The following is a 25,159-nucleotide window of genomic DNA, read 5'->3' as shown; positions in this document are numbered from 1 at the left end:
GCAATATATACTTAAAGTGAACGTGTGAGAGAAAAAGAAGGTACATGAATCAACTAAGTGGGGAGAACGTTATGGTTCTGACTTATCGTACCTTATTGTTTGTCTTATCATTAATGATGCCAGTGTGCTTTGAAGCAAGTAAGGCATTAGGACATGTGTTTTTCTATTCTACACTTGCAGTCTACCTTACAGCAGCTTCGTTCATTTTGTATAAAATTGGCAAGGTGAAACGTAATAAAAGATTAAGAAAGCAACAAAAAAGAGGCCGTTATGGCCTCTTTTTTTATCCCATTTGTTTAGCACCTAAGTGCGATAATACGATTTAAGATTAATACAATTTCATGTATTGTTCTCTTTCCCATTCAGAAACTTGAGTTCTGTAATAATCCCACTCAATTGATTTAGAGTTGATGAATTGGTTATAGATATGTGAACCTAAAGCATCTTTAATTGCCTTGTTATCACGCATTGCTTTTAATGCAGTATATAAAGTTGATGGTAAATCTTCAATGCCGATAGATTCACGTTCGTCGCGATTCATTTCGTAAATATTTTGGTTAACTGGTTCTGGAACTTTCATTTTGTTCTTAATACCGTCTAATCCAGCTTCTAAGATTGCTGCTAAAGCCATATAAGGGTTAGCTGCAGGGTCTACTGAGCGTACTTCTACACGAGTAGATAATCCACGTGAAGTAGGGACACGTACTAATGGTGAACGGTTTTTACCACTCCAAGCGATATAACATGGTGCTTCATAGCCAGGTACTAAACGTTTATATGAGTTTACAAGCGGGTTGCAGACTGCAGTGAATCCACGTGCGTTTTTCAAGATACCTGCGATGAATTGATAAGCTTCTTCAGTCATTTGTTCTTTGCCATCTGGATCGTAGAAGGCATTTTCTTTACCTTTGAATAATGAAACGTTGAAGTGCATACCGCTTCCGTTTACACCGAATAATGGTTTCGGCATGAATGTAGCATGCAAGTTATGTTTACGAGCGATTGTTTTTACAACTAATTTGAATGTTTGGATGTTGTCGCATGCAGTAACTGCATCTGCGTATTTGAAGTCGATTTCATGTTGGCCAGGTGCAACTTCATGGTGGCTGGCTTCAATATCGAATCCCATATCTTCAAGTTCTAATACGATATCACGACGGCAATTTTCACCTAAGTCTGTTGGAGCCAAGTCGAAATAACCGCCATGGTCATTTAATTCTAAAGTAGGTTCGCCTTTGTCATCTAATTTGAATAAGAAGAATTCAGGTTCAGGTCCTAAGTTGAAATCTGTAAATCCTAAATCTTCCATTTCTCTAAGTATACGTTTCAAGTTATTACGAGGGTCACCAGCAAATGGTTCGCCGTCAGTAGTGTAGACGTCGCAAATTAAACGTGCAACTTTTCCTTGTCCTGCTGTCCATGGGAAAATTACCCAAGTGTCTAAGTCAGGATATAAATACATATCTGATTCTTCAATTCTAACGAAACCTTCGATAGATGAACCGTCGAACATCATTTCGTTATCTAAAACTTTTTCTAATTGACTTACAGGTACTTCAACGTTTTTGATTGTTCCTAAAATGTCAGTGAATTGCAAACGCAAATATCTTACATTTTCTTCAGTAGCAAATTTGCGGATATCCTCTTTTGTAAATGAACGTTTTGGCATGTTAAATCCTCCAGTGAATTATTTGATAAAACGAGATAAATCTCCTCGATTTATCGGTATAGCTTCTTGTTGCGGTTTCTGTGTTGCTTCTACGATAACATGTTTTCTCAATGCTGTTTCTTCGCTTGATAAATGACTTTCATCATCTGTCAGAATTTGTTTGATCGCTTTTAAATTAAATCCTTTTTCCAAAAGCCGTTTAATCTCTAACAAGCGATCTAAATCATTCATTGAAAAAAGCCGTTTGTTGCCTGGTGATCTCTGTGGTTTGATGAGTCCATGTGTTTCGTAATAACGTATTTGTCTGGGTGTCAGTTCAGTCAACTGATTTACGACACTCATAGAGAAGACGGCCATATTTCTGCGTAAAGCATCATTCGACATGTTCCATCACCTCTATTTTTGAACTTGATATTAATTTAGCATAAATTTTTAAGGATTACAAAAATATGTAAGGTTTCCTGACATTACACTTGAAATACTGATATATCAAGGTTTTAGAAGAGTTGAGATAAAGAGAAAGAGTTCTTTTTCTGTAAATTGTCAAAATTAATACAAAAAAGAAAGGGAATTTTCTGCTTCGTTTCTACTAATACATAAAATTAGCTGGGACATTATTTATGCCCCAGCTTTATATAACGTCTTATTGAAAATTAAAGCTCATTAATTTTAGCTACTACATCTTCGTACTTATTTAAATAAGACTCAAACGCTTCGCCTAAATGCGACTTATCTTTACTTTCATCGCTTGCTACTTTAGCTAATTCATCGTAGAATTTGCGTGCTTCTTGTGCAAAAGATTTAAACTCTAAATTTTCTACATCATCATGTGTTGATACAAAACCATCTACTGCTTCTAATGTTGAAAATATTTCGCTTAATAAAATGATTTCAGACTTAGAAATGTCTTTGTTGTTAGGATTAATCTCATTTTGGTATAAATCATCGAATGTTTCGTTAATAAATTCAACTTTCTCATTTAAATAATTTTTAATTTTTTGTTTGTTTGGCATATATCATCACTCCTTAATAACTGTAATACCTAAACTTTTACTGAATTAAACATTTGGAGAGGAAAATTTGTGAAAAGAGTGAAAAATTAGCGAGTTATAATTATGAAGTAATTTCAGACTAAAAATGTTAAAATAGCTACATATCTATTGTCTTTAATTATTGTTGATAACTATTATAAATAAATTCATCAATAATTAATTAAAAATCAATTGAAAATATTGACGCAAAAGATTTGTGAGAGTTATAAGAAGGAGAGTGAATACATGTTCTCATTTGAAGTGCCCGGATTACTTGGAGATATATTATCAGGTATCTTTATTTTATTTACAATTTTAAACTTAATTGTAGCCTTTAATATTATCTTTATTAAAGATCGAAGTACCAGCTCGACTTGGGCTTGGCTATTTATTTTATTTATCGCCCCAGTGCTTGGTTTCTTCCTTTACATTTTATTTGGTAGAGGCGTCTCTAAAAACAAACTTTATAAGGATTATCGCAAAGACATAGAAGAATTTGAAAATATCCTGAACGAGCAAAGATACCAAGTGAAACATCATAATTTAGAAACGGATAATAAGATAGTAGAGAAGCACCATGATTTAGTCAATATGTTGCTGACTAGACAACCAGCTTTCTTAACAGAAGATAATGACACTGAAATATTTGTAGATGGACATAAGCTTTATGACAAGATGATTGAAGATATTATGCAAGCTAAAAATCACATCCATTTAGAGTATTATACTTTTGAATTAGATGGATTAGGGCATCGCATTATTGATGCTTTAGAGCAGAAGCTTGAAGAAGGCGTAGAAGTATTGCTGCTTTATGATGACTTAGGTTCTAAAAAATTGAGTATCAGACAATTTAAGCGCTTTAGAAAATTAGGCGGCCAAGTAGAATCTTTCTTTGCGAGCAAACTACCGCTGATTAACTTCCGTGCAAATAACCGAAATCACCGTAAAATTGTAGTGATTGACGGAGAAATCGGCTACGTCGGCGGTTTCAATGTCGGCGATGAATACTTAGGATTGAGTAAGAAATTCGGTTATTGGAGAGATACGCACGTCAGATTAAAAGGTGGAGCAGTTGATGCCTTACAGTTACGTTTTATTATGGATTGGAACTCTCAATCTAAACGTGAGCATTTAAAATTAAAACCCGCTTATTTCCCAGTGAAAGAAAAAGAGGGAGACGTATCCGTGCAAATCGGTTCGAGCGGCCCAGATGACAGTTGGCATGAAATTGAATTCGGTTATACTAAAATGATCAACTCAGCAAGAGATTCTATTTACATGCAGAGTCCTTACTTTATTCCAGATAATTCTTATATTAATGCAATTAAAATGGCTGCAAATTCAGGTGTCGACGTACATTTGATGATTCCTGACATGCCTGACCATCCTTTCGTTTATTGGGCTACGTATTATCATGCAGCTGAGCTGTTGGATGCGGGTGTAAAAATTTATACTTACAATAACGGATTCATACACTCCAAAGTAATGGTAATTGATGATGAAGTAGCCAGTGTAGGATCTGCTAATATGGACTTCCGAAGCTTTGAACTTAACTTTGAAGTCAATGCCTTTATGTACAACAAAGATGTCGCAGTAGAATTACGTAAAGCATTTGAACACGATGTAACGTTATCCACTCAACTAACTAAATCACGTTATGCCAAACGTTCAAATTGGATTAAGATGAAAGAAGGCTTCTCTAAGCTGATTACACCAATTCTATAAAAAACAAGAAATTCCAGCTATTCCTTAATTAGGATAAGCTGGAATTTTTTACTTTCTTTTATGATGAGTCTCTTCTTTGTTTTTACGATGTTTAGCTTGGTTCTGTTGAATCACAAATAAAATAAAGCCGATTAACATTCCCATTAAGACACCAATTACTGCAGTGACTAGTAATGGAAGTTTAAATATATATTGCAATACCAAACCAACTATAATAGCTACGGCAACTGCTACAATCGTGACTAAATTTTCTCTGATGGCATTCATGTGGACGCCTCCTCGTTCTATTTAAGATTAACTCTATCATATCAAATTTTATGTCTCTAGAGAATTGACGATAATATTCAAAAAAAGGTATGATAATTCGGTGCACTATATAATGAATAAGCAGGTGGTCAACTTTGAAACAAAAAACCTTATCAACAATCCTGACTGTGGCTGTAATAGCACTTATTGTATTAGGGTTTCAGTATTTTAATCATTCAGGACCTTTTAAAAATTCCAGTTCTCAATCTACTCACACATCAATGGGAGACAAAGAAAAAGTACAAGTGAAACGTGTGATAGATGGTGATACGTTTATCGCTACAGATGAGCATGGAAAAGAAATAAAAGTAAGAATGATCGGCATGGATACTCCTGAAACAGTAAAACCTAATACGCCCGTACAACCCTATGGTAAAGAAGCTTCTAATTACTCTAAAAAGACATTGAATCATCAAACCGTTTATTTAGAATACGATAAAGAAAAACAAGACCGTTATGGCCGGAATTTAGCTTATGTCTGGTTAGATAAAGACCATATGTATAATAAAGAACTTGTTGAAAAGGGATTAGCTCGAGAAAAATATTTCGCTCCGAACGGTAAATATAGAGATATGTTTAAAGATGCACAAAAGCAAGCGCAAGAAAAGCATTTGAATATTTGGAGCCAATCAAATTAAATAAGAAATATATCAGCACAATGTCACATGACGTTGTGCTTATTGTATTTGTAAAACACAATAAGTTTTTTGGAATGAGAAGTGGGTAAATTATGATAGAGAGAAATAAATAGGAGGTTTTATTTTTATGGTTGAAGTAAATAATGTAGCAGGCGTAACAAAAGTTGCAGATAATGTTGAAAGAGTTGCTGTATTAGAATTTTCATTTGTTGATGATTTAGTTGCTTTAGGTATCAGTCCAGTCGCAATTGCAGATGACGGTAATAAAGATAAAATTATTGAACCTGTACGTAAGCACTTAAAAGATTATATTTCAGTCGGCGAACGTGAAAACCCAGACCTTAATAAATTGCGTGAAGCAGAACCTCAATTAATTATTGCAGACAGTACACGTCATAAAGATATTTACGACGAATTAAATAAAATTACACCTACTATTTTATTGAATAGTTTCGGCGGCGACTATAAAGAAAACCTTGAAGCGTTTAAAACAGTCAGCCAAGCGGTGTCGAAAGAAGAAGAAGGTAAAAAACGTTTAGAAGAGCACGATAACAAAGTAGACGAAGGTTCTAAAAATATCAGTATTGATAAAAAATTATCTACACTTCCAGTGGTGCCAGCTAAAATCGGCGTAGCTGCGCATAGTGATAAAAGTTATGTAGGACAATTCTTAGAAATTTTAGGATTTGACATTCCATTAAGTCAACAAGATGCAAATAAATATAAACCTTATTTAGATGGACCTTATTTACAAATGACACCTGATCAACTTGCTGAATTAGATCCAGAACGTTTGATTATCATGTCAGATGAAGAAGACAAAGACGCATTAGAAAAGCTTGAAAATGCAGATGCTTATAAAAAAATTAAAGCTGTTGAAAATGATCATGTGCATAAAGTAGGAAGATTAGCATGGGCTAAATCAAGAGGTCTAATTGCATCAGAAAACATTGTGAAAGAATTAAGTGAATTTAAATAATAACTTAGTTGAATATAAATAAGAACCGAGGAGATACAACTCCTCGGTTCTTTTAGTGTGAAAAATATTCAGGCTTTATTGATTTAGATAATTTACGGCCGCTTCACAATCCTGCATAGATAAATCGTGCTTAGATTGTGCAATCATTTCATCTACAGCATCACGCAAAGAATGTTTTGAAGAAGCTGTAGCTACATATTTTTCACGTTCAGTAGGACCATCTATGATATTAATAGAACCGTCATTAAAGTAAACAACACCCACACTAGTAATTTTCTGATTGAATCTTTTTTCATAAGCATCTTTCAACTCTTTTGAATTAACAGCAGCAGCTAGATAAGGATCATAATCATAGAAATCAAATTCTACGCGGTTATTTTTAATCTTTTCAGTGAAAGTGTATACATCGCGACGTGAAGATTGAAACTGACTTTGATATTGATCAGCAATGTAGTGACCGATAATTTGATCTAAACTTTCGTATTCAGTTTTTATTTCATTTTCTGGATCTGCACTGAAATGATAAAAAGTTTTTTCTTTCCAGTTTTTGACATCGATATTTAATAGGCCTTTATCGGTAATTACAATATAATCGAACGTACGGAGTTGTTCGAATAAGGGATGCTTAACTGCTAAGTTGCCAGTTGAAAAGATAGTGAAAAATTTAATCTTGCCTTCTTCTTTAAATTTTTCCAAGATATCTGTAAGTGCTTGCTTAGCTTTACGTATGCCGTAATGATGTTGTTGATGATTATGGTCATTAATCATTTCATTACGCAGTGAAGCTACTTCTGAACGCAAGGTATTCACTTTACTGACAAGCTGATTCTTAGAATAAACTTCTGTATCTAGGCGATGCTGCATAATACTTCTAGATACAAATAAGGCAACAATCATTAAAATAATGATGGCTACTAAAATAAACGTTAAAAACATAAAGAATCATTCCTTAATAAAATTTAGTTATAGATTATAATGTACCCTTATAATCTAACTCTTACTTATAAAAATCAATGATTTTGGCTTTAAGATTATATTAAGCTGATATTTTGCGGAAATAAAAGCAGTTTAAGCAAAATATATGGAATGCTTAAACTGCCATAATTGTGTCAGTTAATAGTTTGTTTGAGTGTTAAATCTCTTGGGAAAATACCAAGAACATATAGATTAATTCATTTCTGGCAATACATTCTTTTGTAAAGCCTCAAATTCTTTTAAAAGATATTTAATTTTTTCAATTTGGTTTTCGTTAAGGGTAATAAACACTTTTCTTTCATCTTCGCTAGAGCGTTTTTTCCCAATAATTTGCTGGTCAGTTAACGTCGTTAGGGATTTATGTACTTCCATCAAACTAAATGTAAGATTTCTTTTTACTTGGTATAATGGTATGCAAGTGCTGTTGCATGCAAGTAAATGTTTAAGGAATAATAAATCATTCAATTTTAAATCATAGTGTTTCTTAACTAGATTTAATAATTGTTTTCGATGCAATTCATAATAGAATATAGATTCTGATGCTTGAGTCATAGGGGATTGCATTTTTTCACCTCTTATATTTTTATATTGAACTGACATCTTTTATTATATTAAATTTTTAATACGATTAAAAGAGTTACTTTTTACTTATTAGTTAATTTTTTGTGTCAACAATTTAAAATTGGTTTAACTTAATATTAAACATAGTTTATAAAACTAATAGGTTTACTTTTCATTACAAAAGGAGTTAAAAACTTTGTCTTCTAATATAAAGCGCCACAACCATTTATATAATATTTATAATACGATTCAACCCGATTCAATTATAGCTTTAGATAATCATCCTGCGTCTTATTTCATCATCAATCTGTTAAATGACAAGCAGGTCAACGTGTCCGTAGTGACTTATTCTACAGACATTTTGAAATATTTATGCAAAAATACTAATTTCAATATAGTGTTTACTTCTGGGAAAATCGATTCAGGATTACATACGATCACAGGTGCGGAAGTCATCAAAAAATTCGAGCAGTTGCAAATAGATTATTATTTTTGTGAAGCGAACTATTTGGATGATGATGCTAACTTATATCAAATTCACGAAGATATTGCTCAAATTCAGAGATGCTTAATCACTCGCTCTAAAGCTTCGTATCTCATTAATTATCCTGCACTTTGCAATGATGACCATAGTCAGAAATTGTCATTAATTGGTCAACTCGTTTAATATAGACAAGTTTGGCTGAGGCGGATAAAATATATATGAAATTATTAGTAAATGCGTTATACTATAATTTGTAAGCGCTTACCGAAGGAGGTGCAGAAATGATAAAATCTCAAAATGAAGATTTAAATTATCTGGTTGATAGACTAGTTAAACATGCGAATCATGAAATAAAATTTTTCGGTGAAACTGCCAAAATGTTGTTTTTAAAAAATGAATTTATTATTGGGGATCGCACGGAAATCTGTGTAAAACGACGCAATTTAACTAAAGTGTTGAAATATATTCCTGAAGGTTATCGCATTGCTTACTTTGATACATATGGTCATACAAGTGATAAATTGAGAGATATGAAATTTTCAGCATTAACGCATTTGAAGATTTATAAAGATAACCAGCACATTATGAATATCTATGTGTATGACGTGAATAATGACGAATGGATGTTCAGATTTAATCATTCCATCCGTTTACCAGAGAAACATATCTATTTTCATTCGTTACCTTGGGGCGTAGATTATATCAAACCTGAAATTGTATTGATGTATGAATTATTAAAACCAGGTGAGCATGGTACAGAAGAGAGTAATAAAGAAGTGATTGATGCATTGAGTTATTATCAATTCGTTATCCTCAAAGTAGTGGTAGGAGAAGAAAAACTGCACAATGCTTTGTCTGTTCATTATTAAAAACAAGAGCGTTGCAACGAAGTAAAATTGCTACAACACTCTTGTTTAATAGAACAGAAATATATAATTAATTAATATTCTCTAAATTCAGATTATTTTAGTCGTAAGTTTCAGCTTTTTCCTTACTGCAGCAGCAGCCTTCATAAGTTGCTCGTACAGCATTATCTGCATCACATACAGAGATACCGAACATCATTGAAATTTCAGAAGCTCCTTGATTAATCATTTTTAAATTAATATTAGCTTTGGCCAATGCCTCGGTAATTTTATTTGCAGTACCGACCATTTGGCTCATGCCTAATCCTACTACCATTAATATAGCTAAATCACTCTCAATGCTTAATTCATCCACATCGCATTGTTTCCGAATTTCATTCAATACCTTATTTTCTTTACCTTCAATTTGATGTGTACGCATGATGATACTGATACCGTCAATACCAGAAGGCATATGATCGAAAGAGATATTATTATCTTCTAATACTTGCAGTACTTTTTTAGTAAAGCCGACTTGTCTATTCATTAAATATTTACTGATATTGATTACAGTAAATCCTTTATCACAACTTAAGCCGCTAATCAGATGGTCGGGTTTGATTTCTCTGTCGTAACGAATGTAAGTACCCGGATCTTGTGGTCTGTTAGTATTTTTGATCACAACTGGAATGCGTTCTTTTTGAACAGGCTGCAAAGCTTCGTCATGGAAGACGCTGAAGCCGGCATATGAAAGTTCACGCATTTCACGGTAAGTTACTTCACCCATAATCTCTGCATTCTTTATCAAGTTAGGATTGACGCGATAAATACCTGAAACATCAGTATAGTTTTCATATAATTTTGCGCGCACGCCTCGAGCTAAAATCGCACCTGTGATATCAGAACCCCCACGCGGAAATGTTACAATATTTCCTTTTTTTGAATAACCGAAGAAACCAGGAACGATAATCTTACCTTTAATATCACGTAATTTATAAATATTATCATATGATTCCTCTAATATTTGGGCAAATTGCGGTGTGTCTGTAACTGTAATACCAGCGTCAAGCGGCGAAATATATGTAGTTGGAACGCCTTGACTATTGTTGTATTGCGCAATAAGACGAGCGTTGAAATCTTCTCCGCATGATAAGAGGGCATCTTTTAAACGTGGCGGATGATTTTGATGCTGAGCAATACGTTCTTCTAAAATAGCAGAGAATTCTTGTAATATTGAATGATCCATACCTAAATCGTTTACAATATCTGCGTAGCGAGTAATAATTTCCTCTTTTTTATTTTGATAATCTAAACCTGCTGCACTTTTCTCATAGAGTCTTAGAAGTAAATCTGTAGTTTTTATATCTTCGCTATGCCTTTTACCAGGTGCAGAAACAACGATGATTTTTCTCTCTTCTTCGCTATTAACGATATTTAACACCTTTTTAATTTGGCTTGCTGAAGCGACGGAACTACCGCCGAATTTAGCTACTTTCATATTAACGCAACCTTTCTATCAATCTTAATAATTTACTGCTTTGTTTTTTCTGCTAAAAATGCTAAAATTTCAACATATTCCAAATTTTTTGAACTTTACAATTTTGATGAATGAACTTATACTAAACCATATTCAAGTATTTTTCAATAGTACAATTGTTTTTTTACAACGAACAAACGGAGGAATGAAGAATGAAGAAGTTAAACATCGCTTTGCTCGGTCTTGGGACAGTGGGCTCAGGTGTAGTTAAAATAATTGAAGAAAATCACCAACAAATTAAAGATACAATTCAAAAAGATATTCAAATCAAACATATTCTTGTACGTGATACTAAGAAGAAGCGACCATTAAACATCAGTCAATACCATCTTACTGAAGATGTAAATGAAATCCTTAACGATGATGATGTGGATATTGTGGTTGAGGTAATGGGTGGTATCGAACCGACAGTAGAGTGGTTGAAGCAATCTTTGCAACAAGGGAAACACGTTATTACTGCGAATAAAGATTTGCTTGCAGTACATTTAAGAACTATGGAAGATTTGGCTCAAGAAAATGGGGTAGCACTAAAATTTGAAGCTAGTGTAGCAGGCGGTATTCCTATCGTCAATGCGATTAATAACGGTTTGAATGCGAATAATATCAGTAAATTCATGGGGATTTTAAACGGGACATCCAACTTTATTTTAACGAAAATGACTCAAGAAGGCGCAAGCTTTGAAGAGGCGTTGGCAGAAGCGCAAAGACTCGGTTTTGCAGAAGCAGATCCTACAGATGATGTAGAAGGGGTAGATGCTGCCAGAAAAGTAGTAATCGTTACGTATCTCTCATTTAACGATGTGATTAATTTAGATGATGTTAAACGGACAGGTATCTCTGAGGTATCAGTGGATGATATCAATGCAGCTAGAACGCTTGGTTATAAGATTAAATTAATTGGTAAAGGTACATATGAAAATGGGCATATTGATGCTTCTGTAGCACCTACTTTAATTGATGAAGCGCACCAATTAGCTTCGGTTGAAGATGAATTTAATGCGATTTATGTTATCGGAGACTCTGTGGGGGAAACAATGTTTTACGGTAAAGGTGCAGGCAGTTTAGCAACAGGTAGTGCGGTTGTGAGTGATTTATTAAATGTAGCATTGCAATTTGAATCTAACTTGCATACATTGCCGCCTCATTTTGAATTAAAAACTGCAGATGCGAAAGAAATTATCGACGCAGATGAACCGACTAAATTAAAACAAAAAAATAGTTATTATGTTGTTCTAAAAACGAATGGTGCACCTGCAAAACGCGTTGAAGAAGAAGTGAAATCTCAATTGCCACTTCATAAGTCTCTAGATGTCGTAGAACGAAATGCTGACACTGCAGCAGTTTTGGTTAAAGGGACAGATGTACCAGTGAGCGAGATTTTGGCACAAGGAAAATATCCAGTTGAAAAAGTATATCCAGTAGAAGGGGTTTAATTAATTATGAAAAGATGGCAAGGTTTAGTACAAGAATACAAAAATTATTTACCCGTTGATGAAAAGACACCAAATGTAACTTTAAACGAAGGCCAAACTCCGTTAATACATTGTGATTCATTATCTGAAATGTTAGGCATTAATTTATTTGTAAAGTTCGAAGGTGCCAACCCTACAGGTTCATTTAAAGACCGCGGAATGGTAATGGCAGTAACTAAAGCTAAGGAAGATGGCAAGAAAGTTGTTATTTGTGCATCTACAGGTAATACTTCAGCGTCCGCAGCAGCATATGCCGCACGTTCAGGTTTGAAAGCTATTGTAGTCATTCCTGAAGGGAAAATTGCTTTAGGAAAGCTTTCTCAAGCTGTAATGTATGGTGCTGAAATTGTTTCTATCGATGGTAACTTTGACGAAGCATTAGAAATTGTTAAAGAGGTTGCAAACGAAGGCGGCGATATTGAACTGGTTAATTCTATCAACCCGTACCGTATTGAAGGACAGAAGACAGGTGCTTTTGAAGTCGTTGATCAACTAGGTGGTCATGCACCTGATGTATTAGCAATTCCTGTAGGTAATGCAGGTAATATTACTGCTTATTGGAAAGGATTCAAAGAATTTAATGACAAACATCAAACAGGTTTACCGAAATTATTCGGTTTCCAAGCTGAAGGGGCATCTCCAATTGTACAAAATAAAGTAGTGAAAAACCCTGAAACAGTTGCAACGGCTATCCGAATTGGAAATCCTGCAAGCTGGGACAAAGCGGTTACAGCATTGGAAGAATCAAATGGCTTAATAGATTCTGTAACTGATGAAGAAATTTTAGAAGCTTATCAATTATTAGCTTCTAAAGAAGGCGTTTTCGCTGAACCGGCGAGTAATGCTTCTATCGCGGGATTGATTAAACTGCATCGCGCAGGTAAATTGCCTAAAGATATTACAGTCACTGCAGTCTTAACTGGTAATGGATTGAAAGACCCTGATACAGCCATCTCATTATTAGATAATCCTATTAAATCTTTGCCGAATGATAAAGAAAGCATTGTTAAATACATCAAAGGAGTATTGCAGTAATGTCAGAACGATTAAAACTCAAAGTACCTGCTTCAACTGCAAATCTTGGGGTGGGATTTGATTCTATCGGTTTAGCACTCAATAAATTTTTATATGTAGAAGCTGAAATCAGTGAAGACCAACAATGGCACTTTCAACATAAAGGTGAAAACTTGCATGATCTGCCGACTGATGAAAACCATTTAATTTATCAAGTTGTACAATTTTTAGAGCAAAGATTTGAAGTGGCAGTTCCGCCTTTAAATATTACGATGCGTAGCGAAATACCGTTAGCTAGAGGACTAGGATCCTCTGCTTCTGCTTTAGTAGCAGGTATTTATCTGGCTGATTTTTTCGGACATTTGCAACTGTCAGAATTTGAGATGGTTGAAGCGGCTACTGAAATTGAAGGACACCCGGATAATGTAGCTCCGGTTATTTATGGAGGTATGGTGTCTGGTTTTTACAACAGTCAAACAAGTGAGACCTTTATTTCATTTATAGAACCGCCGCATGTCAACTTGGTTATTACTGTGCCAAGTTATGAATTAAAGACAAGTGATTCTAGAAAAGTACTGCCTGAGAGCTTTAAGCACGGAGAAGCAACTCAATACAGCGCTATCAGCAATACGATGTTAAGCGCGCTTATTCAGCATGATTATATTTTAGCGGGTAAATTAATGGAAATGGATAGTTTCCATGAACCTTATCGTCAAAAACTCATCCCTGAATTTGAACAAGTTAAAATTATAGCGAAAGAATACAAAGCATATGCGACAGTAATCAGCGGGGCCGGGCCTACAGTTTTAACGCTCATTGATCCTTCAAAAAGCGGTAAATTAGTAAGAAGATTAAATAAAGAACTAGAAAGTTGCAATTCTGAAATTATTACAATAAATAAAAGTGGAATTATTGCTGAAAAAGTTTATGAGTAAAACAGAAATAGGTTATAATTTGATGTAACAGCTTGAAAGGAGCAAAGCACATCAAATGACTAAATACGAAATGATTGTAATGGATATGGACGATACTTTGTTAACTTCTGATAACGAGGTCAGTCCGAAAACAGCTCAATATTTAATGAATCTTCAAGAGCAAGGTTATCATGTCGTACTTGCTTCAGGCAGACCGACAGAAGGAATGCTGCCGATTGCAAAGTCGCTTAAACTGAACGAGCATGATAGTTACGTTATCAGTTATAATGGCGGCAGAACGACGCGCGTGAAAGATGATGAGCTTGAAGACGAACAAAGTGTTTCTAAGCAAGATTTTGATAAAATTGTAGATTATTGCAGAGAAAATGGCCTGTTTATCTTAACTTATCAAGATGGGCATATTATTTACGAAGGGGAACACGAATATATGAATATTGAGTCAGAACTGACTGGATTGCCTATGAAAAAAGTCGATGATGTGAAGACGTTTATTCAAAACCCCGTTCCAAAAGCAATGGGAGTAGATTACGTTCCTCATATTGAAGAAATTTTTCAAAGTTTAAATGGAAAATTCAATGACAATGTAGATGTCACAACGAGTAAACCTTATTTCTTAGAATTTATGGCACATGGAGTGTCAAAAGGTAATGCTTTAAAAGCATTATGCCGTAAAGTGGATGTAGACATTTCGCAAACGATTGCTTTCGGAGATAGTTTGAATGATTATTCTATGATTGAAGAAGCGGGTTATTCAGTGGCTATGGGTAATGCTAAAGCAGAATTAAAAGAGATTGCAGATGATGTTACACTGGATCATGATTCAGATGGTATTGTAGTCGCATTAGAAAAAATATTGAAATAAAACACAGGAGCTGGGACAAATTAATGTCCCAGCTCCTGTGTTTTTGTTTACTTTGCTGTATGTGTCCATTCATGCATGCCATGATTACGTTTAACCAATGCATAAATATTATCAGCAGAATAATCTAGGTTGGTATAAACGGTAATAATATAAGCGGATTGCCCTGGCTCAAATGGTTCATTAAGATATACATCTTTCAAGTGCTCAAATAGCGGAACCATTTGATCATGTTCTAAACTTGGGTATTCTCTTAAAGTTCGTTTTACAAGTCTGCCTTGTTTATCTTCAAGAGATTGAACAACAATGACAAAACGTTCATCCTCTTTCAAAACATCGTCAAATAAATTAGTTTGTCCTACCATGTTGTAACACCTCGATTTGTTCTTATTATTACCATTATTATACTATATATACTTCTGTGAGAAAATCAGATATATGAAAAAACAGGCTGAAATTCAACCTGTTTACATGCAACTTATTTTTTATTCACTTTGTTGAACGCTTTAAAGTTTCTTAAGTCCATTTCTTTCAAGCGTACATATTTCGTTTTCTTCACACTTTTATGCAGAAGATAAATCGTTGCCAGAATGATGATAGGCAAGAAGTCTTTCGTTAAACCGCCGACACTTAGATTCACAATATTTTCGAAAGAACCTCCGACTAATAAGAAAATAAGTGTTACTAACACAATAATAGGTCCTAATGGATATAAAGGCGCTTTATAAGGGAGCACCTTGCTAGCATCTAAACCTTGAGCTTTTATGCCTTGACGTAATCTGATTTGCGCACATACTGCAGCGGCCCAGATAAAAATAACCAACTGGCCGATAATTCCTAATAAAGTAAAGACGGTATCGGCATAGAAATTAGCAATGATAATTACGGCTACTACAATGAGATAAGTTGTCAGAATTGCAGGAAGCGGTAATTTTGTTTTGGGATGCAGATAACTTAAGAATTTCGGTGCTTGTTTGTCGTTGCTGAGTGAGAATAACATACGGCTTGTCGTATAGATACCTGAATTAGCTGCTGATAACAACGAAGTCAATATAACAGCATTGATGACAGATGCCGCAAAAGCGATGCCGACTCTATCAAAAACAATTGTGAAAGGACTTTGGGCAACTGATTCACTTTTGTTTAATAGTAGAGGATCTGTATAAGGTAAAATAGCTGAAATAACAGCTATTGAGAGAATATAGAATAACAATATTCTCCAAAATACAGATTTGATGGCACTTGGCATAGATTTTTCAGGATTATCAGATTCTCCGGCTGTCACAGCGACGACTTCAGTGCCCCCGACTGAGAAACCAGCAACGAGTAAAACACTTAAGAACCCTGATATACCACCTACAAATGGCGCTTCTCCTGTAGTGAAGTTTTTCAAGCCGTAAGTGTGGCCGCCTAGAATTCCGAATATCGTTAAAATACCAACAATAATAAAGACAATAATAGTGATAACTTTAATGGCTGATAACCAGAATTCAGCTTCACCAAAAGCTCTGACTGTAAAAATGTTTAATAATAATAATAAAGTAATGAATATTAAGCTCCAAGTTAATGGAGAAAAGAATTTAAAAGTATCCCAATAATAAAGTACGTTAGATGCGATAATAGTATCGACGCTAGTTACAAGTGACCAAATCGCCCAATATAACCATCCTGCTGTGAAACCGAGAGATGGATCGATGAAGCGAGCTGAATAAGAACTGAAAGACCCGGAAACTGGGTAAAACGTTGCCAATTCACCGACTGATGACATTAAGAAGTACAGCATAATTCCAATTAATGCATAGGCAAGAATAGCTCCACCTGGACCAGCTTGAGAAATAACTCCTCCAGTAGCAATAAAGAGGCCGGTACCGATTGCTCCACCGATAGCAATCATTGATATATGCCGGGAACTGAGCCCCCTGTTCATTTTGTTTTCATCCATAAGCGTTACCTCTAATCTTTTAATTTGAAAATGATATGTAGTCTATTCTAATCGTTTTTAGAACACTAATCAATGGAATTTAGCACTTTAAAGTGAAAAATTTATAAAAAATTCAGAAAATAGAAGAAATCCGACGTAAAATGCTTAAACTAGAGGTATAAAGAGTAGGGGAGATGTAGACAAAAGTACGTTAAAGGTGTATATTAAATACCCGTAAAAAATAAAAAAGTGAACTTATACGTTATGTTTAACGGTAAGTTCACTATCGTCGTTTCGTCGTTATCATCTTTAAAAGATAACTCGATTTCATTAGATTATTTAGTTTCGCGGTGTAATGTATATTTTTTTAATCTTGGACAATATTTCATTAATTCAATACGTTCAGGATTGTTACGTTTGTTTTTAGTAGTAATATAATTACGGTCGCCGCATTCTGTGCAAGCTAAAGTTACGTTTACGCGCAATGTAGACACCCTTTCTATTAAGTTATTAGCAATACTTACGCACTTAAATTTACCACAATCATGCATAACGTGCAAGACGAGGTTTCAATAATGGCGCATAAGCTCAATGTATTCTATTTTATATAAAAACTTCCAATTAGTAAACAACTTTGCTTGAAAAAATGAGCAAAATGTATTGATAAAGTCGAAATTTGTGTTATGATATAAATCGTAATAATTACGATTATAAACAATTATAGAAGAAAGGTAGGAACTTTAATGGCCAAAAAATCAAAAGTTGTTAAAGAACAAAAACGAGAAGAACTCGTTGCTAAATATTATGCAAAACGTCAAGAATTGAAAGCTAAAGGTGATTACGAAGCATTACAAAAATTGCCAAGAGATTCATCACCAACACGCTTAACTCGTAGATGTAAAGTAACTGGCAGACCTCGTGGCGTAATGAGAAAATTCGAAATGTCACGTATTGCTTTCAGAGAACATGCGCATAAAGGACAAATTCCAGGCGTTAAAAAAGCAAGCTGGTAAGTCGTCTAACTTAAAACGAGTAGCTTTAAGTTTAGCACACACACTTCAATATCGAAGTGTGTTTTTTTTTTGTTCAAAATTAACCAAAAAAAGTAAATTTAAGTTGGTAAATTAGACGCTAAGATAGTATGATATACATTGGATATTTTGGAAAAAATAAATAAAGAGTATGGGTAAGGTGTTTTTTATATGAAGATATTTGATTACGAAGATGTTCAATTAATTCCAAATAAATGTATTGTGAAGAGTCGTTCAGAATGTGACACAAGTGTACAATTTGGTCCAAGAAGATTCAAATTACCAGTTGTACCAGCGAATATGCAAACAGTTATGAATGAAAAATTAGCTGAGTGGTTTGCTGAGAACGATTATTTCTACATTATGCATCGCTTTGATGAAGAAGCAAGAATTCCATTTATTAAAAAAATGCAAGATAAAGGTTTGTTCGCCTCTATTTCAGTAGGTGTTAAAGATAAAGAATATGATTTCGTTAAAGAGATAGCTGAAGAAGGCTTAAAACCTGAGTATATTACAATAGATATAGCACACGGTCATTCAGAACAAGTGATTAATATGATTCATCAAATTAAATCTTATTTACCAGAAACTTTTGTTATTGCAGGTAACGTAGGTACGCCAGAAGGTGTCAGAGAACTTGAGAATGCTGGCGCTGATGCTACAAAAGTAGGTATTGGTCCTGGGCGTGTATGTATTACTAAAATTAAAACTGGTTTCGGTACAGGCGGTTGGCAATTAGCTGCAATTAATCACTGCAGCAAAGCAGCACGTAAACCGATTATTGCTGATGGCGGAATCAGAACACATGGTGATATTGCTAAATCTATTCGTTTCGGTGCTTCAATGGTTATGGTCGGATCATTATTTGCAGCACACGAAGAATCACCTGGAGAAACAGTTGAATTAGATGGCAAACTTTATAAAGAGTATTTCGGCAGTGCCTCTGAATTCCAAAAAGGCGAACATAAAAATGTTGAAGGTAAAAAGATGTTTGTAGAACATAAAGGAACATTAGCTGATACGTTGACTGAAATGCAACAAGACTTACAAAGTTCAATTTCATATGCAGGCGGAAAAGATTTAGGTTCATTAAGAAAAGTAGATTATGTGATTGTAAGAAATTCTATTTTTAACGGTGATAGAGACTAAGATTTTGCGCTGATAGGCGGGGGTGCCCAAAATTAGAAGATATTTTGCTCTGATAACAGTTTTCTTGCTCGTGGCTTTATGTGTGCCTATTAAAGAGACACCTTGGATGTTAGATTTGCAAGAGCACGCAAGAGGTAAGATCCAAGCTTTGGCTGCCAGAGAAAACGTGACTAAAGAAGCATTAAAGGTTCCTGATAAGCAAGACTTTGCAATTAGAAATATACAAATGAACATGAATAAGGCACAAGTTGAAAAGCAATTAGGCAATCCCAAAAGAGTAACTGCTAACGAATATGGCCTGCAGTGGTATACGTATCATAACCAATATCACTCATTTATTATGGTCAGCTATATTGATAATAAAGTGAATGCGATTTATACGAATCAAAATATAATTTCTTCTAAATCTAAGATTAAGTATGGTACACCGCAAGAGACTGTCAGATCAAGAATGGGTAAACCTCTGAGTACTATCACAAAAGGAAATTATCGTTTTGAACTAAACAATGATGAGTATGATGTATTTGATAAAGACAATATTTATACTACTGTGTTCTATGATCAACATGAAAATAACCAAGTTACAGGCTTAATGCAAGTGAGTAATAAAATGGAGAATCGATTATCCCAGCAATACGGTGCGCCATCTTCTTCACTTGAAAAAGGTTTCGAATTACAGGATTTCGATTTGGTAAATGCACAGCGTGTACAAAAAGGTAAATCTGTATTGAATTATAGCCAGCCATTATCAGATACCGGACGTAAACATAGCGAAGATATGGCTGAACATCATTTCTTCGATCACAACAACCTTAAAGGTGAGTCACCGTTCGACAGAATGAAAAAAGATGGTATCGACTATCAAAATGCTGGTGAAAACTTAGCTTATGGGCAACAAAGTAGTATTTTTGCGCATGAAGGTCTAATGAATTCAGAAGGACATAGAAAAAATATCTTACAAACTAATTTTAAAAATTTAGGTGTAGGGGTAAGTTTCAACGAAGAGAGACAACCATTCTGGACTGAAGATTATACAAGTTAAAAAGGGAAAGAGCCGGAGAAATAATATAGATTAGAATTATTTCTCCGACTCTTTAGCTACTGCCAGTTCATAAAACAGGTGCTGAGACATTAATTTGTCCCAGCACCTGTTTTAGTTTATGCGTGTTAAGAAGAGATAATATGCAAACAGAAAGGCGAGTTAGAGTTCTCTGAATAGACCTACTACTTTACCTAAAACCGTTACTTGCTCTAAGTAAATAGGCTCCATCGTACTATTTTCTGGTTGCAAGCGGTAACGATGTTTTTCTTTATAAAAACGTTTAACTGTTGCCTCATCATCTTCAGTCATAGCTACAATGATATCTCCGTTTTCAGCAATTGTTTGACTGCGTACAATCACTTTATCCCCATCAAGTATGCCAGCTTCAATCATACTATCTCCAACTACATTCAAAATGAAAATATCACTATTATGTGTAGAAGTAAGATGTTCTGGAAGAGGGAAATATTCTTCGATATTTTCTACTGCAGTAATAGGAACACCTGCAGTGACTTTCCCAATAACAGGAACATGGATTGTACCTTCCATTTCAGCAGATTCTTCAAGTTGATCGCTTACTATTTCAATTGCTCTCGGTTTAGTAGGGTCACGTCGGATATAACCTTTACTTTCTAATCTCGATAAGTGGCCATGTACTGTCGAGCTGGAAGCTAAACCTACCGCTTCGCCAATTTCTCTGACGCTTGGCGGATACCCTTTTGTATGGACTACGGTTTTAATATATTCATAAATTTCGCTTTGACGTTTCGTTAGTTCTGTCATATTAAAGCACATCCTCTTCTTGTTTGTTCTTATTATAGCATGCGAACAAAACATTTACAAACATTTGTTCGTAAAAGTATTGACAGCGAACAATCGTTCTGATATCTTGTTAATACAAACAAATGTTCTGGGAGTGTTGAAAAATGATTAAGAAATACCAATCAACTTTTTTAGTATATTCAGCAGTGTTATTGACTTCTTTTGTATTGTTTTCAGCTTTTATTGTAAGTGCTAATCAAACTGCGAATAAAGAACAAGTGTACGAAATGACGGATCATACTATATCCGCTAAAGCAGAACAAAAAGCCGAACAAGAAGGTTATGTTAAAAGCGAAGGCGAACAAGAAAGTAAACCTGTGATTGCTGTGGCGCATTAAAAATACGATTAATTCCATTCTAGGTGTATAATTATTGAGAATAGGGAACTGTATAATAATAAGTTTCCTTTATTTTTATTACTGCCAATCTTTTTGGTATCATTAATAATTATCAGAGCAATGGAGGGATTTAAAGTGTCTGAAGAACATAAAAAAACGATTAAGAGAATCAATGAATTATCTAAAAAGAAAAAAACAGAGGGCTTAACAAAAGAAGAAGCAAAAGAAAGAGCAGAGCTTCATCAGAAATACCTCGGTACTTTCCGTGAAGGTTTCAAACAACAACTTGAGAATACGAAAGTCTTAGATCCAGAAGGCAATGATGTGACTCCTGATAAATTGAAACAAGTCCAACGTGATCAAAATAAAAGAAACTAAATTTTTCTTGCAAAAGCTGACTTTGAATATAGATAAAAACCGCCTTATTTCAGTGATGAGGCGGATTTTTTTAGTATAAAATTTAAAAATGAATAAATTTATAATAATTGTTAGCGGTTTCATAAGAACAAAGAATGTAAAACTGGTAATAGATAATGTATAATGGCATAAAATGATGCTGTATAGAAAGGAAGTTTTATTGATGTTCGACAAAAAAGATGAACTTGCAGTTAATACGATAAGAGCTTTAAGTATCGATGCAGTAGAAAAAGCGAATTCTGGTCATCCAGGATTGCCTATGGGTGCTGCGCCAATGGCATATACGCTTTGGACACGCCATTTGAATTTCAACCCTAATTCAAATGAATACTTTAATAGAGATAGATTCATTTTATCTGCAGGACATGGTTCTGCGTTGCTTTATAGCTTGCTTCATGTTTCTGGAAGTTTAGAATTAGAAGAACTGAAACAATTCAGACAGTGGGATTCTAAGACTCCAGGTCACCCTGAATTCAGACACACTCAAGGTGTAGAGGTAACTACTGGTCCTCTTGGACAAGGTTTTGCTATGTCTGTGGGAATGGCAATGGCTGAAAATCACTTGGCAGGTAAATTCAATAAACCGGATGCTGAAGTAGTAGACCATTACACTTATGTTTTAGCTTCTGATGGTGACTTGATGGAAGGTATTTCTCATGAAGCCGCTTCATTAGCAGGTCATTTGCAATTGGATAAATTAATTGCACTGTATGATTCAAATGATATTTCATTAGACGGTGACTTGGATAAAGCATTCTCTGAAAATATCAAAGAACGTTTCGAAGCGTATGGTTGGAATCATATCTTAGTTAAAGATGGTAATGATTTAGAAGAAATCAATAATGCTATTGAAGAAGCTAAGAAACAAAAAGGTCCTTCAATGATTGAAGTGAAAACAGTTATTGGCTACGGTTCACCTAATAAATCAGGTACGCATGGCGTACATGGTGCACCATTAGGTGATGATGAACGTACATTGACATTAGAAAATTATCACTTGAATCCTGAAAAACGTTTCTATGTACCAGATGAAGTATATGACATCTTCAATGAAACAATGTTAAAACGTGCTGACGAAAATGAAGCAGCATGGAAGAAATTAGTAGATAAATATTCTGATGAATATCCTGAACTTGCTGCAGAATTCAAAAAAGCGATTAATGGTGAATTGCCAGAAGACTACAAAGAATATTTACCAGAATTTGAAGTAGGCAGCGAAAGTGCTACACGTGCTGACTCAGGAGAAGTTATTCAAGCCTTGAGTAAACATGTTCCTTCATTCTTCGGCGGATCAGCTGACTTAGCAGGTTCAAACAAATCAAATGTTAAAGATGCAGTAGACTATGATCGCAATACACCAGAAGGTAAAAACGTTTGGTTTGGTGTACGTGAATTTGCAATGGGAGCTGCTGTAAACGGTATGGCTGCACATGGCGGCTTAAATCCATATGGCGCAACATTCTTTGTCTTCAGCGACTACTTGAAACCAGCGTTAAGATTATCAGCAATCATGGGCTTGAACTCAACATTTATCTTTACACATGATTCAATCGCTGTAGGTGAAGATGGACCTACTCATGAACCGATTGAACAATTAGCGGCCTTACGTTCATTACCGAATATGAATGTAATTCGTCCAGCTGACGGTAACGAAACACGTGTTGCTTGGGAAGTTGCATTAGAAACTGAAAATACACCAACATCATTAGTATTAACACGTCAAAACTTACCTGTTTTAGATGTACCGAAAGACACAGTTGAAGAAGGTGTACGTAAAGGTGCATATGTAGTTTACGAATCAGATGCTGAACCTGAATATCTATTGCTTGCTACTGGTTCTGAAGTGAGCTTAGCAGTTGAAGCAGCAAAATCATTTGCTGAAAGCGGCAAAGGTATTCGCGTCGTATCAATGCCTAACTGGCACGCATTTGAACAACAATCTAAAGAATATAAAGATGAAATTCTTACACCATCAATTACTAAACGCTTAGCTGTAGAAATGGGCGCAACACTAGGTTGGCATAAATATGTCGGCTTAGAAGGCGAAGTATTAGGTATCGATAGATTCGGTGCAAGTGCTCCAGGCGGCTTAGTCGTTGAAAAATATGGTTTCACAAAAGAAAATGTTCTTAAGTTATTGAACAATCTATAATAAATGCAATACAATGTAAGTAAGAGAGAGCTATTCCATACTTGAAATGCTGTATAATACAGTTATAATTTCAAAGGGCTAGGAATAGCTCTTATTTTGTGAATTCAATGTGAGAGTGTAATAGAACAACTTGAAATGAATTTATAAGTTTAGTAAAATGCAAAAGGATAAAGAAAGTGGGTGAGACAATGGCAACTTGGTTAGCAATTCTTTTAATTGTTGCTGCACTTATCATCGGTTTAGTTGGTGGATTCTTCTTAGCAAGAAAATACATGATGGATTATCTTAAAAAGAACCCTCCTATTAATGAAGAAATGTTACGTATGATGATGATGCAAATGGGTCAAAAACCATCTCAAAAGAAAATCAATCAAATGATGACGATGATGAACAAAAATATGGATCAAAAAATGAAATAATCTCTAATAAAAAAAGAAACTTTGCTCAAAGAAGAGTATTGTTTCTTTTTTTGTTTTTAAAAAAGTTTTTCATTCTCTCAAAAGAGTAGAGCCAGAAAGCTTTTTCATATAAAAATTGATGTGCAGAATGGAATTATCTCGGGAAAAAAGAACTTTTACTATGGAAATTTTCAGTTGCAGTGATATACTATACAATGATTTAAATTAAATACTTAACCATGTAAAGAAGGTGTCATTGTGTTATATCTTGTATTTTCTATCGGTATAGCATTCATAATGGGCGCTGTTGTAATAGTCGTCAGAATGAAAGCACAACAATTTCCTGTTAATGAAAAGAAACTGATTTTACCACCTATATTCATGTCCACAGGGGCATTAATGTTCGTCGTTCCTTACTTTAGATTAAATGGTATGGAAATTATTGAAGCCATCATACTAGGTGTACTATTCTCCACAGTTCTGATCTGGACATCTCATTTCGAAGTAAAAGGTTCAGAGATTTATATGAAACGTTCGAAAGCATTCCCGATTATTTTAATATCTTTACTCGTTATCAGAACGTTTATTAAAGTAATTGTCAGCAATCAGATTGACCCTGGACAACTGGCCGGAATGTTCTTCCTACTTGCATTTTGCATGATTTTACCATGGCGAATTGCTATGTTGATGAAATATAAAAAGTTGAAAAAAGAACTTATAAGTTAATAGAAAGTTTACGGAGCGGGACAGTGAAATAATTTTATTCCTGTCCTGCTCAATTTTGTTATAAAGGGTATAATACTAAAAGAATACAAAGAAAAGAAAGGTTGATTCATTTGAAACTAAAACATGTTGTGAG

At 34.6% G+C, this 25,159-nt stretch carries 29 protein-coding genes; 18 read left to right on the top strand and 11 right to left on the bottom strand.

Annotated features, from left to right (window positions below):
- Positions 1-44: 44 nt before the first annotated feature.
- Complete coding sequence (locus tag CKV71_RS07845; protein ID WP_157738595.1) at positions 45-326, top strand: hypothetical protein; 282 nt, start codon at positions 45-47, stop codon at positions 324-326.
- Between the two features lie 2 nt (positions 327-328).
- Here CKV71_RS07845 and glnA read toward each other — a convergent pair whose 3' ends face one another.
- The 3 genes from glnA to CKV71_RS07830 form a co-directional block, all read right to left on the bottom strand.
- On the bottom strand, positions 329-1,669 hold the full coding sequence (gene glnA / locus CKV71_RS07840) for a type I glutamate--ammonia ligase (RefSeq protein WP_095105505.1): 1,341 nt from the start codon (positions 1,667-1,669) through the stop codon (positions 329-331).
- An 18-nt stretch (positions 1,670-1,687) separates the two neighbouring features.
- The gene (locus tag CKV71_RS07835) at positions 1,688-2,053 is read right to left on the bottom strand and encodes a MerR family transcriptional regulator (RefSeq protein WP_095105503.1); all 366 of its coding nucleotides are present in this window, start codon (positions 2,051-2,053) and stop codon (positions 1,688-1,690) included.
- 269 nt (positions 2,054-2,322) lie between these two features.
- On the bottom strand, positions 2,323-2,682 hold the full coding sequence (locus CKV71_RS07830; protein ID WP_095105501.1) for a hypothetical protein: 360 nt from the start codon (positions 2,680-2,682) through the stop codon (positions 2,323-2,325).
- A gap of 264 nt (positions 2,683-2,946) precedes the next feature.
- Here CKV71_RS07830 and cls point away from each other — a divergent pair, with 264 nt between their 5' ends.
- The gene (gene cls, locus CKV71_RS07825) at positions 2,947-4,425 is read left to right on the top strand and encodes a cardiolipin synthase (protein WP_095105499.1); all 1,479 of its coding nucleotides are present in this window, start codon (positions 2,947-2,949) and stop codon (positions 4,423-4,425) included.
- 48 nt (positions 4,426-4,473) lie between these two features.
- On the opposite strand, the gene CKV71_RS07820 is transcribed toward cls, so the two are convergent.
- Positions 4,474-4,692, bottom strand: a complete 219-nt coding sequence (locus tag CKV71_RS07820; RefSeq protein WP_095105497.1) for a hypothetical protein — start codon at positions 4,690-4,692, stop codon at positions 4,474-4,476.
- Positions 4,693-4,826: 134 nt separating this feature from the next.
- Here CKV71_RS07820 and nucI point away from each other — a divergent pair, with 134 nt between their 5' ends.
- Positions 4,827-5,369: a thermonuclease NucI gene (gene nucI, locus CKV71_RS07815; protein ID WP_095105495.1), complete on the top strand. Its 543-nt coding sequence runs from the start codon at positions 4,827-4,829 to the stop codon at positions 5,367-5,369.
- Between the two features lie 127 nt (positions 5,370-5,496).
- A complete protein-coding gene (locus tag CKV71_RS07810) occupies positions 5,497-6,348 on the top strand; it encodes an ABC transporter substrate-binding protein (RefSeq protein WP_095105493.1) in 852 nt (283 codons plus the stop codon).
- Between the two features lie 75 nt (positions 6,349-6,423).
- Here CKV71_RS07810 and CKV71_RS07805 read toward each other — a convergent pair whose 3' ends face one another.
- Entirely contained in the window at positions 6,424-7,284 is an 861-nt protein-coding gene (locus CKV71_RS07805; RefSeq protein ID WP_095105491.1) for a hypothetical protein, read from the bottom strand.
- Between the two features lie 231 nt (positions 7,285-7,515).
- The gene (locus CKV71_RS07800; protein ID WP_095107277.1) at positions 7,516-7,875 is read right to left on the bottom strand and encodes a transcriptional regulator, SarA/Rot family; all 360 of its coding nucleotides are present in this window, start codon (positions 7,873-7,875) and stop codon (positions 7,516-7,518) included.
- Positions 7,876-8,080: 205 nt separating this feature from the next.
- Here CKV71_RS07800 and CKV71_RS07795 point away from each other — a divergent pair, with 205 nt between their 5' ends.
- Both CKV71_RS07795 and CKV71_RS07790 read left to right on the top strand, forming a co-directional pair.
- On the top strand, positions 8,081-8,551 hold the full coding sequence (locus tag CKV71_RS07795) for a sugar phosphate isomerase family (protein ID WP_095105489.1): 471 nt from the start codon (positions 8,081-8,083) through the stop codon (positions 8,549-8,551).
- A gap of 98 nt (positions 8,552-8,649) precedes the next feature.
- Complete coding sequence (locus tag CKV71_RS07790; RefSeq protein WP_095105486.1) at positions 8,650-9,237, top strand: hypothetical protein; 588 nt, start codon at positions 8,650-8,652, stop codon at positions 9,235-9,237.
- A 97-nt stretch (positions 9,238-9,334) separates the two neighbouring features.
- On the opposite strand, the gene CKV71_RS07785 is transcribed toward CKV71_RS07790, so the two are convergent.
- Positions 9,335-10,711 carry an aspartate kinase gene (locus CKV71_RS07785; RefSeq protein WP_095105482.1) on the bottom strand — a complete coding sequence of 459 codons (1,377 nt, stop codon included), beginning with the start codon at positions 10,709-10,711 and terminating at the stop codon, positions 9,335-9,337.
- Between the two features lie 191 nt (positions 10,712-10,902).
- Here CKV71_RS07785 and CKV71_RS07780 point away from each other — a divergent pair, with 191 nt between their 5' ends.
- Genes CKV71_RS07780 through CKV71_RS07765 form a run of 4 tightly spaced genes read left to right on the top strand, consistent with a single transcriptional unit; the run spans position 10,903 to position 15,033 of the window.
- A complete protein-coding gene (locus CKV71_RS07780; RefSeq protein ID WP_095105477.1) occupies positions 10,903-12,183 on the top strand; it encodes a homoserine dehydrogenase in 1,281 nt (426 codons plus the stop codon).
- 6 nt (positions 12,184-12,189) lie between these two features.
- Complete coding sequence (gene thrC, locus CKV71_RS07775; protein WP_095105475.1) at positions 12,190-13,257, top strand: threonine synthase; 1,068 nt, start codon at positions 12,190-12,192, stop codon at positions 13,255-13,257.
- On the top strand, positions 13,257-14,171 hold the full coding sequence (gene thrB / locus CKV71_RS07770; RefSeq protein ID WP_095105474.1) for a homoserine kinase: 915 nt from the start codon (positions 13,257-13,259) through the stop codon (positions 14,169-14,171). The genes thrC and thrB overlap by 1 nt, the downstream gene beginning before the upstream one ends.
- A 55-nt stretch (positions 14,172-14,226) precedes the next feature.
- A complete protein-coding gene (locus CKV71_RS07765) occupies positions 14,227-15,033 on the top strand; it encodes a Cof-type HAD-IIB family hydrolase (RefSeq protein WP_095105472.1) in 807 nt (268 codons plus the stop codon).
- A 47-nt stretch (positions 15,034-15,080) separates the two neighbouring features.
- On the opposite strand, the gene CKV71_RS07760 is transcribed toward CKV71_RS07765, so the two are convergent.
- The 3 genes from CKV71_RS07760 to rpmG form a co-directional block, all read right to left on the bottom strand.
- Positions 15,081-15,395 carry a hypothetical protein gene (locus CKV71_RS07760; RefSeq protein WP_095105470.1) on the bottom strand — a complete coding sequence of 105 codons (315 nt, stop codon included), beginning with the start codon at positions 15,393-15,395 and terminating at the stop codon, positions 15,081-15,083.
- A gap of 113 nt (positions 15,396-15,508) precedes the next feature.
- Entirely contained in the window at positions 15,509-16,972 is a 1,464-nt protein-coding gene (locus CKV71_RS07755) for an amino acid permease (RefSeq protein WP_095105468.1), read from the bottom strand.
- 314 nt (positions 16,973-17,286) lie between these two features.
- Positions 17,287-17,436, bottom strand: a complete 150-nt coding sequence (rpmG, locus tag CKV71_RS07750; protein ID WP_015900225.1) for a 50S ribosomal protein L33 — start codon at positions 17,434-17,436, stop codon at positions 17,287-17,289.
- Positions 17,437-17,694: 258 nt separating this feature from the next.
- On the opposite strand from rpmG, the gene rpsN reads away from it, so the two are divergent.
- From rpsN to CKV71_RS07735, 3 genes are all read left to right on the top strand, one after another.
- Positions 17,695-17,964 carry a 30S ribosomal protein S14 gene (rpsN, locus tag CKV71_RS07745; RefSeq protein ID WP_095105466.1) on the top strand — a complete coding sequence of 90 codons (270 nt, stop codon included), beginning with the start codon at positions 17,695-17,697 and terminating at the stop codon, positions 17,962-17,964.
- A gap of 189 nt (positions 17,965-18,153) precedes the next feature.
- Complete coding sequence (guaC, locus tag CKV71_RS07740) at positions 18,154-19,131, top strand: GMP reductase (RefSeq protein ID WP_095105464.1); 978 nt, start codon at positions 18,154-18,156, stop codon at positions 19,129-19,131.
- 22 nt (positions 19,132-19,153) lie between these two features.
- Positions 19,154-20,173 carry a CAP domain-containing protein gene (locus tag CKV71_RS07735; RefSeq protein WP_167376368.1) on the top strand — a complete coding sequence of 340 codons (1,020 nt, stop codon included), beginning with the start codon at positions 19,154-19,156 and terminating at the stop codon, positions 20,171-20,173.
- 159 nt (positions 20,174-20,332) lie between these two features.
- Here CKV71_RS07735 and lexA read toward each other — a convergent pair whose 3' ends face one another.
- Positions 20,333-20,956 carry a transcriptional repressor LexA gene (gene lexA, locus CKV71_RS07730; RefSeq protein WP_095105462.1) on the bottom strand — a complete coding sequence of 208 codons (624 nt, stop codon included), beginning with the start codon at positions 20,954-20,956 and terminating at the stop codon, positions 20,333-20,335.
- Positions 20,957-21,099: 143 nt separating this feature from the next.
- Between lexA and sosA the strand changes: the two genes are divergently transcribed.
- From sosA to CKV71_RS07705, 5 genes are all read left to right on the top strand, one after another.
- Positions 21,100-21,333, top strand: coding sequence for a DNA damage-induced cell division inhibitor SosA (gene sosA / locus CKV71_RS07725; RefSeq protein ID WP_095105460.1), 234 nt, complete (start codon positions 21,100-21,102; stop codon positions 21,331-21,333).
- 135 nt (positions 21,334-21,468) lie between these two features.
- A complete protein-coding gene (locus tag CKV71_RS07720) occupies positions 21,469-21,711 on the top strand; it encodes a DUF896 domain-containing protein (RefSeq protein ID WP_231917516.1) in 243 nt (80 codons plus the stop codon).
- Positions 21,712-21,913: 202 nt separating this feature from the next.
- Positions 21,914-23,902: a transketolase gene (tkt, locus tag CKV71_RS07715; protein ID WP_095105452.1), complete on the top strand. Its 1,989-nt coding sequence runs from the start codon at positions 21,914-21,916 to the stop codon at positions 23,900-23,902.
- Positions 23,903-24,090: 188 nt separating this feature from the next.
- On the top strand, positions 24,091-24,321 hold the full coding sequence (locus CKV71_RS07710) for a YneF family protein (RefSeq protein ID WP_015900233.1): 231 nt from the start codon (positions 24,091-24,093) through the stop codon (positions 24,319-24,321).
- Between the two features lie 237 nt (positions 24,322-24,558).
- Positions 24,559-25,026, top strand: coding sequence for a CcdC family protein (locus CKV71_RS07705; protein ID WP_095105448.1), 468 nt, complete (start codon positions 24,559-24,561; stop codon positions 25,024-25,026).
- The last annotated feature ends 133 nt before the right edge of the window (positions 25,027-25,159 follow it).

Source organism: Staphylococcus piscifermentans (assembly GCF_900186985.1).
Taxonomy (GTDB): domain Bacteria; phylum Bacillota; class Bacilli; order Staphylococcales; family Staphylococcaceae; genus Staphylococcus; species Staphylococcus piscifermentans.
The sequence above is the reverse complement of the archived record's forward strand: the minus strand, read 5'-3'. Positions and strand labels throughout refer to the sequence as shown.

What these genes read in the sequence shown, in the direction of transcription:
- CKV71_RS07845 (WP_157738595.1), top strand. Translation starts at nt 45, where the DNA reads ATGAATCAACTAAGTGGGGAGAACGTTATGGTTCTGACTTATCGTACC.
- glnA (WP_095105505.1), bottom strand. Translation starts at nt 1,669, where the DNA reads ATGCCAAAACGTTCATTTACAAAAGAGGATATCCGCAAATTTGCTACT.
- CKV71_RS07835 (WP_095105503.1), bottom strand. Translation starts at nt 2,053, where the DNA reads ATGTCGAATGATGCTTTACGCAGAAATATGGCCGTCTTCTCTATGAGT.
- CKV71_RS07830 (WP_095105501.1), bottom strand. Translation starts at nt 2,682, where the DNA reads ATGCCAAACAAACAAAAAATTAAAAATTATTTAAATGAGAAAGTTGAA.
- cls (WP_095105499.1), top strand. Translation starts at nt 2,947, where the DNA reads ATGTTCTCATTTGAAGTGCCCGGATTACTTGGAGATATATTATCAGGT.
- CKV71_RS07820 (WP_095105497.1), bottom strand. Translation starts at nt 4,692, where the DNA reads ATGAATGCCATCAGAGAAAATTTAGTCACGATTGTAGCAGTTGCCGTA.
- CKV71_RS07810 (WP_095105493.1), top strand. Translation starts at nt 5,497, where the DNA reads ATGGTTGAAGTAAATAATGTAGCAGGCGTAACAAAAGTTGCAGATAAT.
- CKV71_RS07805 (WP_095105491.1), bottom strand. Translation starts at nt 7,284, where the DNA reads ATGTTTTTAACGTTTATTTTAGTAGCCATCATTATTTTAATGATTGTT.
- CKV71_RS07800 (WP_095107277.1), bottom strand. Translation starts at nt 7,875, where the DNA reads ATGACTCAAGCATCAGAATCTATATTCTATTATGAATTGCATCGAAAA.
- CKV71_RS07790 (WP_095105486.1), top strand. Translation starts at nt 8,650, where the DNA reads ATGATAAAATCTCAAAATGAAGATTTAAATTATCTGGTTGATAGACTA.
- CKV71_RS07785 (WP_095105482.1), bottom strand. Translation starts at nt 10,711, where the DNA reads ATGAAAGTAGCTAAATTCGGCGGTAGTTCCGTCGCTTCAGCAAGCCAA.
- CKV71_RS07780 (WP_095105477.1), top strand. Translation starts at nt 10,903, where the DNA reads ATGAAGAAGTTAAACATCGCTTTGCTCGGTCTTGGGACAGTGGGCTCA.
- thrC (WP_095105475.1), top strand. Translation starts at nt 12,190, where the DNA reads ATGAAAAGATGGCAAGGTTTAGTACAAGAATACAAAAATTATTTACCC.
- thrB (WP_095105474.1), top strand. Translation starts at nt 13,257, where the DNA reads ATGTCAGAACGATTAAAACTCAAAGTACCTGCTTCAACTGCAAATCTT.
- CKV71_RS07765 (WP_095105472.1), top strand. Translation starts at nt 14,227, where the DNA reads ATGACTAAATACGAAATGATTGTAATGGATATGGACGATACTTTGTTA.
- CKV71_RS07760 (WP_095105470.1), bottom strand. Translation starts at nt 15,395, where the DNA reads ATGGTAGGACAAACTAATTTATTTGACGATGTTTTGAAAGAGGATGAA.
- CKV71_RS07755 (WP_095105468.1), bottom strand. Translation starts at nt 16,972, where the DNA reads ATGGATGAAAACAAAATGAACAGGGGGCTCAGTTCCCGGCATATATCA.
- rpsN (WP_095105466.1), top strand. Translation starts at nt 17,695, where the DNA reads ATGGCCAAAAAATCAAAAGTTGTTAAAGAACAAAAACGAGAAGAACTC.
- guaC (WP_095105464.1), top strand. Translation starts at nt 18,154, where the DNA reads ATGAAGATATTTGATTACGAAGATGTTCAATTAATTCCAAATAAATGT.
- lexA (WP_095105462.1), bottom strand. Translation starts at nt 20,956, where the DNA reads ATGACAGAACTAACGAAACGTCAAAGCGAAATTTATGAATATATTAAA.
- sosA (WP_095105460.1), top strand. Translation starts at nt 21,100, where the DNA reads ATGATTAAGAAATACCAATCAACTTTTTTAGTATATTCAGCAGTGTTA.
- tkt (WP_095105452.1), top strand. Translation starts at nt 21,914, where the DNA reads ATGTTCGACAAAAAAGATGAACTTGCAGTTAATACGATAAGAGCTTTA.
- CKV71_RS07710 (WP_015900233.1), top strand. Translation starts at nt 24,091, where the DNA reads ATGGCAACTTGGTTAGCAATTCTTTTAATTGTTGCTGCACTTATCATC.